At 73.3% G+C, this 16,564-nt stretch carries 14 protein-coding genes; 7 read left to right on the top strand and 7 right to left on the bottom strand.

From position 1 onward, the window contains the following. The first annotated feature begins 43 nt into the window (after positions 1–43). Positions 44–1,624, top strand: a complete 1,581-nt coding sequence (locus tag ACZ6WH_RS13295) for an alkaline phosphatase D family protein (RefSeq protein ID WP_469728150.1) — start codon at positions 44–46, stop codon at positions 1,622–1,624. Between the two features lie 141 nt (positions 1,625–1,765). Further along, positions 1,766–3,007: a GNAT family N-acetyltransferase gene (locus ACZ6WH_RS13300; RefSeq protein ID WP_469728942.1), complete on the top strand. Its 1,242-nt coding sequence runs from the start codon at positions 1,766–1,768 to the stop codon at positions 3,005–3,007. Here ACZ6WH_RS13300 and ACZ6WH_RS13305 read toward each other — a convergent pair. Continuing rightward, a complete protein-coding gene (locus ACZ6WH_RS13305; RefSeq protein WP_469728152.1) occupies positions 2,934–4,190 on the bottom strand; it encodes a trans-sulfuration enzyme family protein in 1,257 nt (418 codons plus the stop codon). The two genes, ACZ6WH_RS13300 and ACZ6WH_RS13305, sit on opposite strands and share 74 nt — an antisense overlap. A 59-nt stretch (positions 4,191–4,249) precedes the next feature. Between ACZ6WH_RS13305 and ACZ6WH_RS13310 the strand changes: the two genes are divergently transcribed. After that, positions 4,250–4,747, top strand: coding sequence for an Lrp/AsnC family transcriptional regulator (locus ACZ6WH_RS13310; RefSeq protein WP_361561539.1), 498 nt, complete (start codon positions 4,250–4,252; stop codon positions 4,745–4,747). Positions 4,748–4,804: 57 nt separating this feature from the next. Here the strand turns inward: ACZ6WH_RS13310 and ACZ6WH_RS13315 are convergent, their stop codons facing one another. Both ACZ6WH_RS13315 and ACZ6WH_RS13320 read right to left on the bottom strand, forming a co-directional pair. Next, entirely contained in the window at positions 4,805–5,167 is a 363-nt protein-coding gene (locus tag ACZ6WH_RS13315) for an STAS domain-containing protein (protein WP_432862016.1), read from the bottom strand. A 201-nt stretch (positions 5,168–5,368) separates the two neighbouring features. After that, the gene (locus ACZ6WH_RS13320; RefSeq protein WP_432862013.1) at positions 5,369–5,812 is read right to left on the bottom strand and encodes a hypothetical protein; all 444 of its coding nucleotides are present in this window, start codon (positions 5,810–5,812) and stop codon (positions 5,369–5,371) included. Positions 5,813–5,957: 145 nt separating this feature from the next. Between ACZ6WH_RS13320 and ACZ6WH_RS13325 the strand changes: the two genes are divergently transcribed. Further along, complete coding sequence (locus tag ACZ6WH_RS13325) at positions 5,958–6,794, top strand: DeoR/GlpR family DNA-binding transcription regulator (protein ID WP_469728155.1); 837 nt, start codon at positions 5,958–5,960, stop codon at positions 6,792–6,794. Between the two features lie 40 nt (positions 6,795–6,834). Continuing rightward, positions 6,835–7,833, top strand: coding sequence for a zinc-dependent alcohol dehydrogenase family protein (locus ACZ6WH_RS13330; protein ID WP_469728156.1), 999 nt, complete (start codon positions 6,835–6,837; stop codon positions 7,831–7,833). A 38-nt stretch (positions 7,834–7,871) separates the two neighbouring features. Here ACZ6WH_RS13330 and otr(A) read toward each other — a convergent pair whose 3' ends face one another. Beyond that, a complete protein-coding gene (gene otr(A) / locus ACZ6WH_RS13335) occupies positions 7,872–9,821 on the bottom strand; it encodes a tetracycline resistance ribosomal protection protein Otr(A) (RefSeq protein WP_469728158.1) in 1,950 nt (649 codons plus the stop codon). 292 nt (positions 9,822–10,113) lie between these two features. Between otr(A) and ACZ6WH_RS13340 the strand changes: the two genes are divergently transcribed. Together ACZ6WH_RS13340 and ACZ6WH_RS13345 are read left to right on the top strand one after the other, a co-directional pair. After that, positions 10,114–12,135, top strand: a complete 2,022-nt coding sequence (locus ACZ6WH_RS13340) for an oxidoreductase (RefSeq protein WP_469728159.1) — start codon at positions 10,114–10,116, stop codon at positions 12,133–12,135. Positions 12,136–12,221: 86 nt separating this feature from the next. Then, the gene (locus ACZ6WH_RS13345; protein ID WP_469728160.1) at positions 12,222–12,791 is read left to right on the top strand and encodes a PadR family transcriptional regulator; all 570 of its coding nucleotides are present in this window, start codon (positions 12,222–12,224) and stop codon (positions 12,789–12,791) included. Positions 12,792–12,835: 44 nt separating this feature from the next. Here the strand turns inward: ACZ6WH_RS13345 and ACZ6WH_RS13350 are convergent, their stop codons facing one another. The 3 genes from ACZ6WH_RS13350 to ACZ6WH_RS13360 are packed head-to-tail and all read right to left on the bottom strand — an operon-like array spanning position 12,836 to position 16,439. After that, positions 12,836–13,999, bottom strand: coding sequence for an acyl-CoA dehydrogenase family protein (locus ACZ6WH_RS13350; RefSeq protein WP_469728162.1), 1,164 nt, complete (start codon positions 13,997–13,999; stop codon positions 12,836–12,838). A 32-nt stretch (positions 14,000–14,031) separates the two neighbouring features. Further along, positions 14,032–15,222, bottom strand: coding sequence for a CaiB/BaiF CoA transferase family protein (locus tag ACZ6WH_RS13355; RefSeq protein ID WP_469728164.1), 1,191 nt, complete (start codon positions 15,220–15,222; stop codon positions 14,032–14,034). Beyond that, positions 15,222–16,439 (bottom strand): MmgE/PrpD family protein, encoded by a 1,218-nt coding sequence (locus tag ACZ6WH_RS13360; RefSeq protein ID WP_469728166.1) that lies wholly within the window; start codon positions 16,437–16,439, stop codon positions 15,222–15,224. Before ACZ6WH_RS13360 ends, ACZ6WH_RS13355 begins: the two co-directional genes overlap by 1 nt. Positions 16,440–16,564: the final 125 nt, after the last annotated feature.

Below are 16,564 nucleotides of genomic sequence, written 5' to 3' on the forward strand. Positions count from 1 at the left end.
AACCGGACAGCGGCGAGGACGAGCGGACCACGGGAGGACGCACATGGCGCAGGGAGCAGCGGACGGCAGAGCCTTCGGGCGGCGGGCGGTGCTGCACGGTGCGGCGGCCGCGTCCGCGGCGTTCGCCCTGCCGGCGATCGGCTGCGCGGCCTCCGCCCAGGCGCGCGGCGGGCGGCCGAGCGCCGAGTGGGGCGTGCAGGTCGGCGACGTGACGACCGGCTCCGGGCTGGTGTGGGTGCGGTCGGACCGGCCCGCGCGGATGACCGTGGAGACCGCGGCGACCGAGTCGTTCCGGCACGCGCGCACCTGGCGCGGCCCGGTGGTCGGCGCGGGCACGGACTTCACCGGGGTGACGTCGCTGCGCGGCCTGCCGCCCGGTGAGCAGATCCACTACCGGGTCACGCTGACCGATCCCGACGACCCGCGGCGCGCGGGCGAGCCGGTCACGGGGACGTTCCGTACCGCGCCGGAGAAGCGCGGTGAGCGGGTGCGGTTCCACTGGTCGGGGGACCTCGCGGGGCAGGGCTGGGGCATCAACCCGGACCGCGGCGGTTACCGGATCTACGAGGAGATGCGGCGCCGCGACCCGGACTTCTTCCTGTGCAGCGGCGACAACATCTACGCCGACTCCCCCATCGAGGCCAGTGTGAAGCTGCCCGACGGGCGCACCTGGCGCAACGTCACCACCGAGGAGAAGGCAAAGGTCGCCGAGACGCTGGCGGAGTTCCGCGGCGCCTTCCGGTACAACCTCCTGGACGAGAACCTGCGGCGGTTCAACGCGCAGGTGCCCACGATCACGCAGTGGGACGACCACGAGGTGCACAACAACTGGTATCCGGGGCAGATCCTGGACGACGACCGGTACACGGTGAAGGACGCCGACGTGCTGTCGGCGCGCTCGCTGCGGGCGTTCAGCGAGTACTTCCCCATCCGTACGCTGCGCCCGGACCGGCGCGGGCGGGTGTACCGGGTGGTCGACCACGGGCCGCTGCTGGACGTGTTCGTGCTGGACATGCGGACGTACCGGAACGCCAACTCCGACGGGCGGCAGACGGAGGACGCGCAGGGCATCCTGGGCGCCGAGCAGCTGCGGTGGCTGAAGCGGGAGCTGTCGCGGTCCCGGGCCGTGTGGAAGGTGATCGCCTCCGACATGCCGCTGGGCCTGGTCGTGCCGGACGGCAAGACCCGCTTCGAGGCCGTGGCGCAGGGCGATCCGGGCCGGCCGCTGGGTCGGGAACTGCAGCTCGCGGAGTTGCTGCGGCACATCAAGCATCGGCGGATCACGGGCACGCTGTGGCTGACGACGGACGTGCACTACACCTCGGCGCAGCACTACGACCCGTCGCGGGCGGCGTTCAAGGACTTCGAGCCCTTCTGGGAGTTCGTCTCCGGGCCGCTGAACGCGGGCGGGTTCCAGGCGCTGAAGCTGGACGGTACGTTCGGGCCCGAGCAGCGGTTCCTGAAGGCGCCGGACCGGGCGAACACCTCGCCGGCCGAGACACCGCAGTACTTCGGCGAGATCGACATCGACGGCGGAAGCGGGGAACTGACGGTGCGGCTGCGGCAGGACAGCGGAGAGGTGTTGTTCAGCCAGACCTTGCAACCGGGGCGAGTCGGACAGTAGGGGCGTCCGACCCGAAGGTGTCCGTAGCGGCGATTGCGTCCTTTACCTGGCGGACACAAGGCGTTTGTGATCATGCAATACCGGTCGGTGATGCTGGAGTGCATGACTGAGAAAACCGAGCACTGCACTGCCCGCCGTTCGATGTGGCGGCGGGCCGCCGACCGTCTCGCCACCGGCCTGCCCCTCGGGTGGCCAGGACGCCAGGAACCGGCGCCGCCGCCGGGTGATACCGGCGCCGCGGCGTCGTCGGCGCCCGCCCTCACCGAGGGTGCGGAGCTCCCCGACACGACGCTGTGGCGCATGCGCACGACCGTACGGGACGAGCCGGGCAGTCTGGCCGCGCTGTGCCAGGCACTGGCCGTGCACCGGGTGGACATCCTGAGCCTGCAGACCCACCCGCTGTCCGAGGGCACGGTGGACGAGTTCCTGCTGCGCGTGCCGGGCACCCCGGACCGGACGGCGCTGACCGGCGCCGTGGCCGCGGCGGGCGGCCGGGACACCTGGCTGGAACGCGCCGATGCGCATGATCTCGTCGACGCGCCGGCCCGTATGCTGTCCCTGGCCACCCGTACGGCCCTGGACTCCGCGGAACTCCCTTTGGCGCTGCGGCAGTTGCTCGGCCGCTGCACCATCCACTCGGTACCCGCGCGCACGCTGAAGGGCGAGCCGTTGGCCGAACGGGTGCCGGACGAAGGCGTTCTTGAGGACCACATCATGAAGTTCCGCGACCCGTCCGGGGGGTCGATCACCATCGAGCGGCCGCAGCTGCCGTTCACCCCGACAGAGTTCGCCCGCGTCCGGGCGCTGGTGGAGCTGGACGCCCGGCTCGGCGAGCGCGTGCCGGAGCGCCGGGACACCCTCACCCTCCCCGAGGGCAACCCCATCACGGTGCGCCGCGCCGATCCCTCGGACGTGGCGGCGGCCCGTGAGATGCACGACCGCTGCTCCTCGCGCACGCTGTCGCTGCGGTACCACGGCCCGGTGCACGACGCCGACCGCTACCTCGACCACCTGCTGAGCCCGCGGCACGGCCGCACGCTCGCCGTGGAGACCGCGTCCGGGCGGCTGGTGGCGCTGGGCCACCTGCTGTGGGACGGCGACGAGACCGAGGTGGCGCTGCTGGTGGAGGACGCCTGGCAGCGCCGCGGCATCGGCGCCGAACTGCTGGCGCGGCTGGTCCAGATGGCGGCCGAGACGGGCTCCGAGAGCGTGTACGCCATCACGCAGGCGTCCAACACCGGGATGGTGGCGGCCATGCGCGGCCTCGGGCTGCCGCTGGACTACCAGGTCGAGGAGGGCACGCTGGTGATCACGGCCCGGCCTGCGGGGCTGCGGCACCGGCCGCTGCCGGTTCCCGCCGGGCGGGAGACGGCCGGCCGCTGAGCGCGGCGTCGAGGTCCCGCCACAGGTCCTCGACGTCCTCCAGGCCCACCGACATCCGCAGCAGCCGCTCGGAGATGCCGCCGGTCGCGCGGTCGGCTGCGTCGACGATGCGGTGGCTGATGGAGGCCGGGTGCTGGAGGAGTGTGTCGACGCTGCCGAGACTGACCGCCGGGGTGATCAGACGCACCCCGGCGGTCACCTCGTGCGGGTCCCCGCACACCTCGAACGCGACCATCGCGCCGCCGAGCCGCGGGTAGTGCACCCGGGAGACCCGGGGGTGCGCGGCGAGCCGCCGGGCCAGTTCCGCCGCGGTGGCCGACGCGGCCCGCACCCGTACGGGGAGCGTGGCCAGCCCGCGCAGCAGCAGGTATCCGGCGAGCGGGTGCAGTACGCCGCCGGTCGCGAAGCGCACCTGGCGCAGCCGCCGCGCGAACTCCTCGTCGCAGGCCACCACGCCGCCCAGCACGTCGCCGTGGCCGCCCAGGTACTTGGTCGCGCTGTGCAGCACCAGCCGGGCGCCCGCGCCGGCGGGGCGCTGCAGCACGGGGGTGGCGAAGGTGTTGTCGACGAGCAGCGGTACGGAGCCGCAGGCGTGAGCGGCGGCCGCGAGGTCGGTCTCGGCGAGCGTGGGGTTGGCCGGGCTCTCGACCATGACCAGGCCGGTGTCGGCCCGGATCGCGTCGCCGATCCCGGCCGGGCCGGTCCAGGTGACGTCCGTACCGAGCAGCCCGCCGGTCAGCAGGTGGTCGCTGCAGCCGTACAGGGGCCGTACGGCGACGACGTGCCGGAGTCCTTCGGCGTGCCGGGCGAGGAGGCAGGCGGTCAGGGCCGCCATCCCGCTGGCGAAGGCGACGGCGGACTCGGTGCGTTCGAGGCGGGCGAGCGCGGCTTCGAAGCGGGCAACGGTGGGGTTGCCGAGCCGGCCGTAGACGGGCGGGCCCGCCGGCTCGGCGCCCGTGGCGGCGAACGCGTCGAGGCGCGCCGCCTCGGCCCGGCTGTCCGCCGAGGGGTAGGTGGTGGACAGGTCCAGCGGGACCGCGTGCAGTCCCTGCGCCGCGAGGTCCTCCCGCCCGGCGTGCACGGCCTCGGTGGCCAGGGCGTGCGGTGGCGGGGCGTCGAGGGCGGTACGGGGAGCGGTGACGGGGGTGGTGGCGCGGTCCGGGTGCGCGGGTAAGAAGGTCATGCCACGATGCTGGTCAGGCGGGCTGACCGGATGGTCAACTTCCGTGTTACGTTCGGGACATGGCCGACTCTGTGCGTCTCGATCCGGTGGACCTGGAGATTTTACGCCTGCTGCAGAATGACGCCCGGACCACGTACCGCGAGCTGGCCGCGGCGGTCGGCGTCGCGCCGTCGACCTGCCTGGACCGGGTGACCCGACTGCGTCGCAGCGGCGTGATCCTCGGGCACGAACTGCGCCTGGACCCCGCGAAACTGGGCCGCGGGCTGCAGGCGCTGCTGTCGGTGCAGGTGCGTCCGCACCGCCGGGAGCTGGTCGGCCCGTTCGTGGAGCGGATCCGCTCGCTGCCCGAGGCGCTCTCCCTCTTCCATCTCACCGGGCCCGAGGACTACCTCGTCCATGTCGCCGTGCGGGACGCGGCCGACCTCCAGCGGCTGGTCCTGGACGAGTTCACCGCCCGGCGCGAGGTGGCCCGGGTCGAGACGCGGCTGGTCTTCCAGCGCTGGACGTGCGGCCCGCTGCTGCCGCCGGCGGACGCGGTCGGCGAGAAGACGCGCTAGGAGCCTCCGATTCTGGCTCCCCGAAGAGCTATCGGAAACCCTGGGCCATAGGGCCGGCTACATCACCGATCCGGGCGGCGCGATGACCAGCCTGAGGTGCAGGCCGGCGGCCCTGAGGCCGGTGTGGACGGGGAGGCTCGGGCGGACCAGGGTCAGGCTGCCCCTCATGGAGCGCAGCGCGCTCTGCACTCCGAGGAGGGTGTAGAGGCCGGCGTTGTCGCAGGACGTGACGCCGGCGAGGTCGAGCCGGAGATGCCGGGAGCCGCTCGCCATGACCGCCGCGGTGGCGTCGCACAGGTCGCTGACGCTGTCGCCGTCCAGCACGCCCACCACGGCCAGTTTGGCCAGCGTGGGCGAGCCGGCGGGGACCGGCCATCGTTCGATGCGTACGCGCCTGTCGGTCCGGGTCGTCACATGCATCCCGGCCGCCTCCCTTCAGCCGATCCTCACCGGTCTCGCCGGTTCGAGGCCCATAGTGACGCGGAACGGGGCGCCACGCGGCCCGGCGATCGAAACCGATCGAAGAATTCCGTCACAGACCGTGACCGTGGCACGGGCATGTGCCGCGGCCACGGTCACGCGGCGTAGGCAGGACGCGCAGCGGGCCGGAACCCGGGCCCGCTACCGTCGCGGCTCCTCGCCGAGCGCGTCACGAGTGGCCTCGATGAGCAGCCTCGCCTCGTCCTCCCGCTCGTCGTAACGGTCGGGGTGGGCGGACACCTGGACGTTCTGGGCGAGCTGGCCGGGGGTGAGGTCCGGGTCGTCCGCGTCCTCCTCGATGGCCCGCTCGAAGAACCGGTGCGACGCGTAGTTGACGTTCATGCACTCCTCGGCCGTGCCCCAGTCCATGCTGGGGCGCTGCTGGAACACGCCGACCGAGTCGAGGTGGCCGTGGTCGAGGTTCTCCATCCCCGATTCGACGAGCCCGGCCTCGAAGGCGGCGAGCACGACCTTGTCCGAGGCGTCCAGCTCCAGCCCCACCAGGTAGACCACTTCGGCCACTTCCTGGTCGGGGCGCCCCCTGGCGGGGCCGGGTGGCGGTCCTTGCGGGGCCGGCTGCGGCACGTTGCCCTCCTGCCGTTGCTCCGGTGACGTCCGTTTCAGCCTCGGGCACACGCGGGCGCCGGGGCAAGACCGCGGCCTCTTGCCAAAACATCACAGGAAGTGTGTGATGTTGCGCGGCGGTCGCGTACGCGTCGGAGGAGGGCACATGGTGCGCCGGAGTCGTGGGTCCGAGGCCGACGTCGAGCGGCGCCGCCGCCGGGTGCTCCGGCAGGTCATCGACGAGGGCTCCGTACAGATCACCGCACTCGCCAAAACCTTGCAGGTCAGCACGATGACCGTGCACCGCGATCTGGCCAATCTGGAGTCCCGGCGGCTGTTGGAGAAGCGCCGCGGCAGGGCCGTCGCGCTGCCCACCGTCACGGTGGAGACCGCGACCCGCTTCCGGGAGGACCAGCAGGCCGGGGCGAAGGAGGCGTTCGCCGAACTGCTGGTGCGGGAGGTCGGCGCCGGTGACACGGTGCTGATGGACTGCGGCTCCACCCTCTTCCCGCTCGCCCGCCGGCTCGGCCGCATCGAAGGGCTGACGGTGTTCACCAACTCCCTGCGCGTCGCCTCGCTGATCGGTGCCGCGGGGGCGCCCGGTACGGAGGTCGTCGTGCTCGGCGGCCGCTACCGCCCCGACTTCGAGGCCTGCGCGGGCCCGGAGACCCTGCGCCATCTCGCCCGGGTCCGCGCCACCATCGCCTTCTCCTCCCCCACCGCGGTCGACCGTGCCCGGCTCTTCCATCCGGTACGGGAGTGGGCCGACCTGAAGGCGGCGCTGCGGGAGGCGGCCGAGCGCAGCGTGCTGGCGGTGGACCACACCAAGTTCGGCCGGACCGCCACCCACGGGTACGGCGACGCTTCGGGGTACGACCTGGTGGTCACCGACACCGCGACGCCGGAGGACCAGACCGCCGCCATCGAGCGGCTGGGCGTACGCGTCCGGACCGTGCCGCCGGCCGGCCCCGACACCACCGGAACCGTCTCCGACACCGACTGACCACAAGCCGCAACGCCCCCTTTGTGAAAGGCAGTTCACCATGCGTGCCGTCGTCATCCAGACCCCCGGTTCCTACTCCGTCGAGACCGTCGCCGATCCCGTGCCGGGGCCCGGCGAGGTCGTCGTCGAGGTCGCCGCCGTCGGCATCTGCGGTACCGATCTGCACATCGTGCAGGGGGAGTTCGCGCCGACGCCGTACCCGATCATTCCCGGGCACGAGTTCACCGGGGAGGTCGTGGCGCTGGGGGCCGAGGTGAGCGGGGTGCGCGAGGGCGACCGGGTCGCGGTCGATCCCTCGCTGTTCTGCGGGTCCTGTCATTTCTGCAGCATCGGCCGGGGCAACCTCTGCGAGCGCTGGGGCGCGATCGGCGACACGGTGGACGGCGCGATGGCGCAGTACGTCAAGGTGCCCGCGGCCAACTGCTATCGCCTGCCGCAGAGTGTGGACCTCGCGCAGGGCACCCTGATCGAGCCGCTGTCCTGCGCGGTGCACGGCTTCGACGTGCTGCCGCGCGACCTGGGCGCGCACTACCTCGTCTACGGCGCGGGCACGATGGGCCTGATGATGCTGCAGCTCGCGCGGCGGGCCGGAGCCGCTTCGGTGTCGGTCGTCGACATCAACACCGAGCGCCTGAAGGTCGCCGGGCAGCTGGGCGCGGACGCGGTGGCGACCGGCGCGGACACGCTGGACCGGCCGCAGGGCTGGGAGATCGTCATCGACTGCACGGGGGTGGTACCGGTGATCGAGGACGCGGTCACGCGGGTCCGGCGGGGCGGTACGTTCCAGCAGTTCGGTGTCGCGCCTTCGGACGCCATGGCGAGGATCTCGCCGTTCCGCATCTACAACGACGAGATCACCGTGGTCGGTTCGATGGCGGTGGTGCACAGCTTCGGGCGGGCCGTGGAGCTGATGGGCAAGGGCGCGCTGGACGCCGACACGATGATCACCCACTCCTACGGCCTGGGCGACTTCGGCCGGGCCCTGGAGACCTTCCAGCAGGGCACCGGCCGCAAGATCCAGCTCCGCCCGGCGTCCTGAGCGGCGCCGACGGGCCGGGCGCGCACCGCGGACCGCCGCTACCCGCCGCCCTTCCGCGGCCGGTCCCCGCAGGCGCGTGACCACCAGGTGCCCTCGCCGTGCGAGAGGCCCGGCAGACGCCGTTCGACGGTGTGCAGATGCCGGGCCGGGAGGGTGCCCTTGATCAGCCAGCCGGCGTCCGCGTCGGCGGCCGTCTCCGCGATGTCCGCGCCGAGCGCGGCGAGGCAGGCGGTGACGGCGGGCAGCGCGTCGGCCGGTACGTCGGCCTCGAAGGCGTGGTACGGCTCGTACACCCGGGTGCCGGCCCGTTCCAGGGCCCGGGCCAGCACCAGCGGGGTCAGACCGCGGAAGTCGGCGGCCGTGCTGAGCGGGCCGACGAAGCCGGAGCGGATGAGGGTGACGGTGCAGTCGGTGACGGCCCAGCCGTGCGGGCCGCGGCGCAGCCCCGCGTGCACGCTCTCCTCGACGGCGGTGTGGAAGGCCCGTGGCAGCGCGCCGAGTTCGGTCTCGTAGCGGAAGACGGCACCGGTGCCGTCGGCGGCCGGGTCGACGCGCAGCCCGACGGTGGCCCAGTGGCCGCTGGGGGCCGGGGTCCGGTGTCCCAGTTCCTCGACGGCCTCGCCGGTGCCGGCCGGGCGTTCGCGGCACACCACCCGGCTCGGGGTGAAGGTGGCGTCGATGCCGTACTCGTCCGCGAGCGCCGCCGCGAGGATCTCCTTCTGCATCTCACCGTGGAGCAGGACGGAGGTGGTGCCGTCCGGTTCGGCGCAGGCGTGGATGAGCGGGTCCTCCTCGGCCAGGCGCCGCAGCGCCGCGTGCAGCCGGGCCGCGGCGCCGGGGCCCGGCTCGCGGGGCCGGACGACGGTGCGGAGGGTGGGGGCCGGGAAGTACGGCCGGTGTGCGTCGTCGTCCGGGGCGCCGAGCCGGTCGCCGACCCGGATGCCGGCCACGCCGCTGATCCTCGCGATGTTTCCGGGCGTCAGCCGCTGGCCGGCCCCGTCCGCCGCGCCGACGACCTCCAGCGCGGTGATCCGGCCGGTGTACGTGTGCGGGGTGGCGTCCGGCTCGCGGCGGTGGAGGGTGACCCGCTGCCGCGCCGCCAGTTCGCCGGAGTACAGCCGTACGTAGGCACTCCTCACCCCGGCGGCGGTGTGGTCGGCGGCGAAGACCGTGCCGCGCGGGTCCGGTGACGGCGACGGGTCCGGGGCGGCGGCGGGTGGCAGCAGCCCGGTGATGCCGTCGAGGAGCGCGCCGACGCCCTGGCCGCTCAGCGCCGAGCCGAAGTACACGGGATGCGCGAGCCCGCGTGCCGTGCGGTCGGCGAGCGCGGTGCGCAGTTCGGCGGGGCTGGGGTACGGGCCGTCCACGACCCGGGCCAGCAGCGTGTCGTCGGTCTCGGCGAGCGTTTCGGCCACCCGGGTGCGGAAGTCCGGGTCGTCGAGGGAGTACGGCACCGTGCGGGCGGTGCGCGTGCCGAGGCCGTGCACCGCCGTCATGGGGACGAGGTGCGGCGCGAGCTTCCGGCGGGCGTCGGCGAGCAGGCCGTCGTGGCGGGCGCCGGCCCGGTCGGTCTTGTTGACGAAGAGGAGGGTGGGCAGCCGCATCTCGCGCAGGGTGCGCATCAGGAGGCGGGTGTGCGCCTGGACGCCCTCGACGGCGGAGAGCACCAGGACGGCGCCGTCGAGCACGGCGAGGGCGCGTTCCACCTCGGCCACGAAGTCGGAGTGGCCGGGGGTGTCGATGATGTTGACCCGGGTGGTGCCGAGGGTGAAGGAGACGACGGCGGAGCGGACGGTGATGCCGCGCTGCCGTTCGACGGTGCCGGTGTCGGTGTGGGTGGTGCCGGCGTCGACGCTGCCGAGCCGGGCGATGGCGCCGGTGTCGTGCAGCAGCCGCTCGGTGAGGCTGGTCTTACCGGCGTCGACGTGCGCCAGGATGCCGATGTTCAGGGTGCGCCGGATGGCGCCGGGGGTGTGCGGAGTACGCATGGGTGCCGAAGTCCTCGATGACCGTCCGATGGGGGCGCTGGGTCGTGTCGAGGTATCGGCGCATCGCGTCTTCCTGTCCGTGGGTGGCCGGGGCCGCTCGGTCGAGTGGCGGGCTCATCATGCCGGGGCCGGGGCGCGGCGCGGCAACCGGTTTTTTCCGGCCGCTGTCCCGGGCGACGGCCGCCGTCGCCGGACGGGGTGACCGACGCCTCATTATGCAACATGTTGCAAAACAGGCTTCGCTCGTCTACAAACGAAGCTCGTCGGCACTGTGCGCGCGAGGAGACTTCGGATGAGCCCGTACCCCCACCTGCTGAGCCCGCTGGACCTGGGCTTCACCACCCTGCCCAACCGAGTCCTGATGGGCTCGATGCACGTCGGCCTGGAGGAGGCGCCGGGCGGGTTCGCGCGGATGGCGGCCTTCTACGCCGAGCGGGCCCGCGGCGGCGTCGGCCTCATCGTCACCGGCGGCGTCTCGCCCAACGAGGCCGGCCGCACCATGGACGGCGGTGCCAAGCTCACCACCGAGGCGGAGGCCGCGCAGCACGCCCGGGTGACCGAGGCGGTGCACCGCGAGGGCGGGAAGATCGCGATGCAGATCCTGCACACCGGTCGGTACGCCTTCAGCGAGGACCTGGTGGCGCCCAGCGCGCTCCAGGCGCCCATCAACCCCTTCACCCCGCGCGCCCTCACCGACGACGAGGTCGAGCAGACCATCGAGGACTACGTACGGGCCGCCGAGCTGGCGCGGCAGGCCGGGTACGACGGCGTGGAGATCATGGGCTCGGAGGGCTACCTCATCAACGAGTTCATCGCGGCGCCCACCAACCACCGCACCGACCGGTGGGGCGGCTCCTACGAGAACCGGATCCGCTTCCCCGTCGAGATCGTGCGGCGCACTCGCGAGCGGGTCGGCCCGGACTTCATCCTGATCTACCGGCTGTCCATGCTCGACCTGGTGCCCGGCGGCTCCACGTACGACGAGGTCGTCCAGCTGGCCAAGGAGGTCGAGGCGGCCGGCGCCACCCTCATCAACACCGGCATCGGCTGGCACGAGGCCCGCATCCCCACCATCGCCACATCCGTCCCGCGCGGTGCCTTCTCCTGGGTGACGCAGAAGGTCATGGGCGCGGTGTCCGTCCCGCTGGTCACCACCAACCGCATCAACACCCCCGAGGTCGCGGAGCAGCTGCTCGCGGAGGGCCGGGCCGACATGGTCTCCATGGCCCGCCCGTTCCTCGCCGACCCGGACTTCGTGGCCAAGGCCAGGGACGGCCGCGCGGACGCGATCAACACCTGCATCGGCTGCAACCAGGCCTGCCTGGACCACATCTTCTCCGGGCAGATCACCTCCTGCCTGGTCAACCCGCGCGCCTGCCACGAGACCGAGCTGAGCCTCTCCCCCACCCGCCGCCGCAAGGAGCTGGCCGTGGTCGGCGCGGGCCCGGCGGGCCTGGCCTTCGCGGTGTCGGCGGCCGAGCGCGGGCACGGCGTGACGCTGTTCGACGCCGCCGACGAGATCGGCGGGCAGCTGAACGTCGCCCGCCGCATCCCGGGCAAGGAGGAGTTCAACGAGACGCTGCGGTACTTCCGTACGCGGCTCGAAGAGCTGAAGGTCGACGTGCGGCTGGGCACGGCCGTGACCGCCGAGGGCCTCGGTGCGGGCGGGTACGACGAGATCGTGGTCGCGGCCGGCGTCACGCCGCGCACCCCGGACATCCCCGGCGTCGAGCACCCCAGCGTGGTCAGCTACCTCGACGTGCTCGGCGGCCGGGTCGAGGCCGGGAGGACCGTGGCGGTGGTCGGCGCCGGCGGCATCGGCTTCGACGTGGCGGAGTTCCTGACCGACGGCGGCGAGCAGGCGAGCCTCGACCCGGCCGTGTTCTTCGGCCAGTGGGGCGTGGACACCTCGTACGGCGAGCGCGGCGGGCTCACGGCTCCGGTACGGACGGCCGCCGCCCGCACCGTCCACCTGCTCCAGCGCAAGACCAGCAAGGTCGGCGCCGGCCTGGGCAAGACCACCGGCTGGATCCACCGCACGGAGCTGCGCCACCGCGGCGTCACGATGACGGCGGGCGCCACGTACGACCGCATCGACGACGAGGGGCTGCACCTGACCGTCGACGGCGAGCAGACCGTGCTCGCGGCCGACACGATCGTGCTCTGCGCCGGCCAGGAGCCGCGCCGCGAGCTGTACGACGCGCTGGTGGCGGCCGGGCACACCGCGCACGTCATCGGCGGCGCCGACGTGGCCGCCGAGCTGGACGCCAAGCGCGCCATTCTGCAGGGCACGCGGCTGGCTGCGGACATCTGACCGCGCCCTAGGATGCGGGTACCGGTGGTGGCGCACGCCACCGGTACCCGCACCGCACAGGCACCACCGCACACTGGAAGGCCGCCATGTCCCTCCCGCACGCGATCCTCACGGCCCTGCTCGAAAAGCCGTCGTCGGGGCTGGAGCTGACGCGGCGGTTCGACCGGTCCATCCGCTACTTCTGGTCCGCCACCCACCAGCAGATCTACCGCGACCTGCGGAAGCTGGAGGAGGCCGGGCTGATCCACGCCCTGCCGCAGGCGCAGCCCTCGCGCGGCCAGAAGCGGGAGTACGAGGTGCTGCCGGCAGGGCGCGAGGCGCTCACCGCGTGGGTGGCCGAGCGGCAGGAACCGCGGGCCATGCGCGACCCGCTGCTGCTGCGGCTGCGGGCCGCCGCGGTCGTCGGCACGGACGGCCTCGCCGAGGAGTTCGAGCGCCATCTGGCCCTGCACGAGCGGCAGTTGGCGGAGTACCACGAGATCGAGGCGCGCGACTTCCCGCCGGAGAGGACGGCGGAGCCGGACCGGCTCCAGCATCTCGTGCTGCGGGCCGGCATCGCCCAGGAGACCTTCTGGGTGCAGTGGCTGACCGAATCGCTCACGGAGCTGCGGGCGATCGAGGCCGCGCGTGGCCCCGGGGGCGGCGGTTCCGCCTGACCGCGGGGCCGGCCGCCGGCCGGTCCCGGTCCGGCGCCTCTCGGTCAGTCCAGCCCGCCCCGCTTGACGAGCTGGGCGGCGATGACGTTGCGCTGGATCTCGTTGGTGCCCTCCCCGACGATCATCAGCGGCGCGTCCCGGAAGTACCGCTCGACGTCGTACTCCGTCGAGTAGCCGTAACCGCCGTGGATGCGGACCGCGTTGAGGGCGATCTCCATGGCGGTCTCGGAGGCGAAGAGCTTGGCCATGCCGGCTTCCATGTCCACCCGCCGCCCGGCGTCCGCCTCCCGGGCGGCGTGCAGGGTCAGCTGGCGCGCCGCGGTGAGCTTGGTGGCCATGTCGGCCAGGTAATTGCCGACCGACTGGTGCTGCCAGATCGGCTTGCCGAAGGACTCGCGTTCCTGGGCGTAGGCCAGGGAGTCCTCCAGCGCGGCCCGGCCGACGCCCAGCGCGCGGGCCGCGACCTGGAGCCGGCCGGTCTCCAGCCCCTTCATCATCTGCCCGAACCCCTTGCCCTCCGCGCCACCGAGCACGGCGTCCGGGGCCGCCCGGTAGTCCTCGAAGGACAGCTCGCAGCTCTCCACGCCCTTGTAGCCGAGCTTGGGCAGGTCGCGGGAGACGGTCAGCCCCGGGCCGTGCTCGACCAGGAGGATGGAGATGCCCTTGTGGGCGGGGGTCGCGTCGGGGTCGGTCTTGCAGAGCAGGGCGATCAGTTGGGAGCGGCGGGAGTTGGTGATCCAGGTCTTGGCCCCGTTGACGAGGTAGCCCTCATCGTCCTTGCGGGCGACGGTGCGCATGGCCTGGAGGTCGGAGCCGCCGCCCGCCTCGGTGAGCGCCATGGTGGCGCGGACCTCGCCGGTGGCCATCCTCGGCAGGTACCGCCGCTTCTGCTCCTCGGTGCCGAAGTGCAGCAGCAGCTTGGCCACCACGGTGTGGCCGCCCATCGCGCCGGCCAGGCTCATCCAGCCCCGCGCCAGTTCCTCGGTGACCAGCACGTAGCAGGGCGTGGAGACCGGTGTGCCGCCGTACTCCTCGGGCACGGCCAGCCCGTAGATGCCCAGCTCCTTCATCTTCTCGATCTGGGCCTCGGGGTAGGTGTTGGCGTGCTCCAGCTCCTGCACGACCGGCTTGACGTCCTTGTTCACGAAGTCGTGCACGGTCTCGACCACGAAGCGCTCGTCGTCGGTGAGGCTGTCCAGGGTGCTCATGCGGGGTCCTTCGGTGAGTACGGGGCGGGGCGTCAGACGACCGCGTCGGCGCGGAGCGCTGCGAGCTCGGCGGGCGTGCGGCCGAGTGCGGTGAGGATCGCTTCGGTGTGTTCGCCGACGGCCGGTACGGGGTCCATGCGGGCGGTGAGTCCGGCGAGGTCGGCGGGCGGCAGGAGGGCCTGCACGGTGGCGCCGGGCACGGCGACCTCGCGCCAGCGGTCCCGGCCTTCGAGGACGGGGTGGTCCAGGAATTCGGCGACGGAGTTCACCCCGGCGTTGGCGATGCCCAGCTCGTCCAGCACCTTCATCACGTCCGCTGCGGCGGAGCGGGCGAAGCGCTCGGCGATGACGGTCTCCAGCTCGTCCCGGTGGGTGACGCGGTCCGAGCCGGTGGCGAACCGCGGGTCCTCGGTCAGCTCGGGCCGCCCGAGGAAGCCCGCGCACAGCGCGGCCCATTCGCGTTCGTTCTGAATGGAGAAGAGCACGTCCTTGCCGTCGGCGGCGGTGTAGGCGCCGTACGGGGCGATGGTGGCGTGCCGGGTGCCGACGCGCGGCGGCTGGCTGCCGCTGTGCCGGGTGTAGTACGCGGGCTGGCTCATCCATTCGGAGAGCGCTTCGAAGAGGGACACCTCCACGGCGCGGGCGACGCCGGTGGTGGCGCGGGTGAACAGGGCGGCGAGGATGCCGCTGTAGGCGTACATGCCGGCGGAGATGTCGGCGACGGAGACCCCGACCCGGGCGGCCTCGTCGGCGCTGCCGGTGAGGGAGACCAGGCCGGTCTGGCACTGGACGAGCAGGTCGTACGCCTTGCGGTCGGCCCACGGCCCGCTGGTGCCGTACCCGGAGACGGTGCAGGGGATCAGCTTCGGGTAGCGGGCCGTGAGCGCGTCGGGGCCGAGGCCCAGGCGGGTGGCGGCGCCCGGCGCGAGGTTCTGCACGAACACGTCGGCCTCGGCGAGGAGTTCGTGCAGGATCTCCCGGCCGCGCGCGTCCTTGAGGTCGAGGGTGAGGGATTCCTTGGAGCGGTTGAGCCAGACGAAGTAGCTGGAGTGGCCGTGGACGGTGGTGTCGTAGCGGCGGGCGAAGTCGCCGTCGCCGGGGCGTTCGATCTTGATGACGCGGGCGCCGAGGTCGGCGAGCTGGCGGGTGGCGAAGGGGGCCGCCACGGCCTGCTCGATGCTGACGACGGTGATGCCTTCGAGGGGGCGCTGCTGGTGTTCCATCAGGACTCCTGCGCGGTGGGTTCGGTGGCGGCCGGGAACGCCGTACGCATCAGTTCCGCGGCGCGCTCCCAGGTGAGGCCGGCGAGCAGGTCCGGTACGCCGGGGCCGCAGGCGGCGAACTTGTCGCGCAGTTCGCCGGCGGAGGGCGGGCGCTGCGGGGAGCCGGGCGGCAGGGCCAGCTCGGAGTGGACGGCCGTGCCGTCGGCGAAGTCCAGCCGGAGGGCGACCTCGCCGTCGAGCAGGGTGGTGGTCGCGCCGGGCAGCCGGTCGACGGTGACCTGCGTCATGAGCTGCTGCGCGGCGGGGCGGGACACGGCCTCGTCGGTGAAGCTGCCGAAGCCGGGATAGTCGTCGAGGAGCGCGGTGGCGACCGCGTACGGCATGGAGAACTTGCCCTCCAGGCCGGTGCCGGGCCGGTCGTGGATGAGGGGGTGGACGGTGCCGGCGGGGGTGGTGACGGTGACGCCGGTGAGGTCGCCGTGCACCCGGTCGCGGACCTCGCGCAGTGCGGCGATCGGCCGCTGCATGGCGTAGCAGCAGGGGTACATCTTGATCGCGAGGCCGCCGGGGACGGCCGGGGTCGCGGGGAAGTCGGCGGCCGGGGTGCCGCCGACACGCTCCAGCCAGGCGTCCAGGGCGCGCGGGTCGGCGGTGGCGCCGGCGCGGGCGAGCCGGGCGGCGCGTACTCCGGCGTCGGCGGCGAAGCCCACCTGAAGGGACTTGCTGTGGGTGCCGAACGCCTCCTGGACGCCGCCGGCCGCGGGGACCGCGAGCGCCATGGCGGTGGTGAGCCGGTCCACGTCCAGACCGAGGGCGAGGCCGGCCGCGACGGCCGCGGCCGGGGCGCCCGCTGTGCAGGTCGCGTGCCAGCCCGCCGCGTAGTGGCCCCAGCCGAGCATCGCGCCGAGCCGGGCCATGACGCCGGCGCCCGCGAGGTAGGCACGCGCGTCACCGCCGGCGGCGAGGACGGCGGGGACGGTGACGACGGAGATGTGCGTGGTGGTGTCCGTGTGCAGGTCGTCAAAGTCCAGCACGTGCGCCATGGCCGCCCAGCGGGCCGCGTCCGGGAGCGGCGCGGCGACCGGGCGCAGCGGGTGGTCCCGGGCGGCCAGCGCGACGGCGACGGTGTCGGCCAGTGCCCGGTCGGCGAGCGCGTGGTCGTCGGGGTCTGCCCGGTGGTCGTGTGCCCACTGGGCAAGGGCTCGGGCGGCGGTCATGCGGTCCCCTCCGTGGTGCGGCGGCCACCGGCCTCACGGCCGGCGGCTCCTCTGCCGAGGATTTGTACGGCCAAATGATCGCGGTGTCAATGGCGCCTCACCCGGCCGACCGATCCAGCGATCAC

Source organism: Streptomyces sp. NPDC050806 (assembly GCF_055586425.1).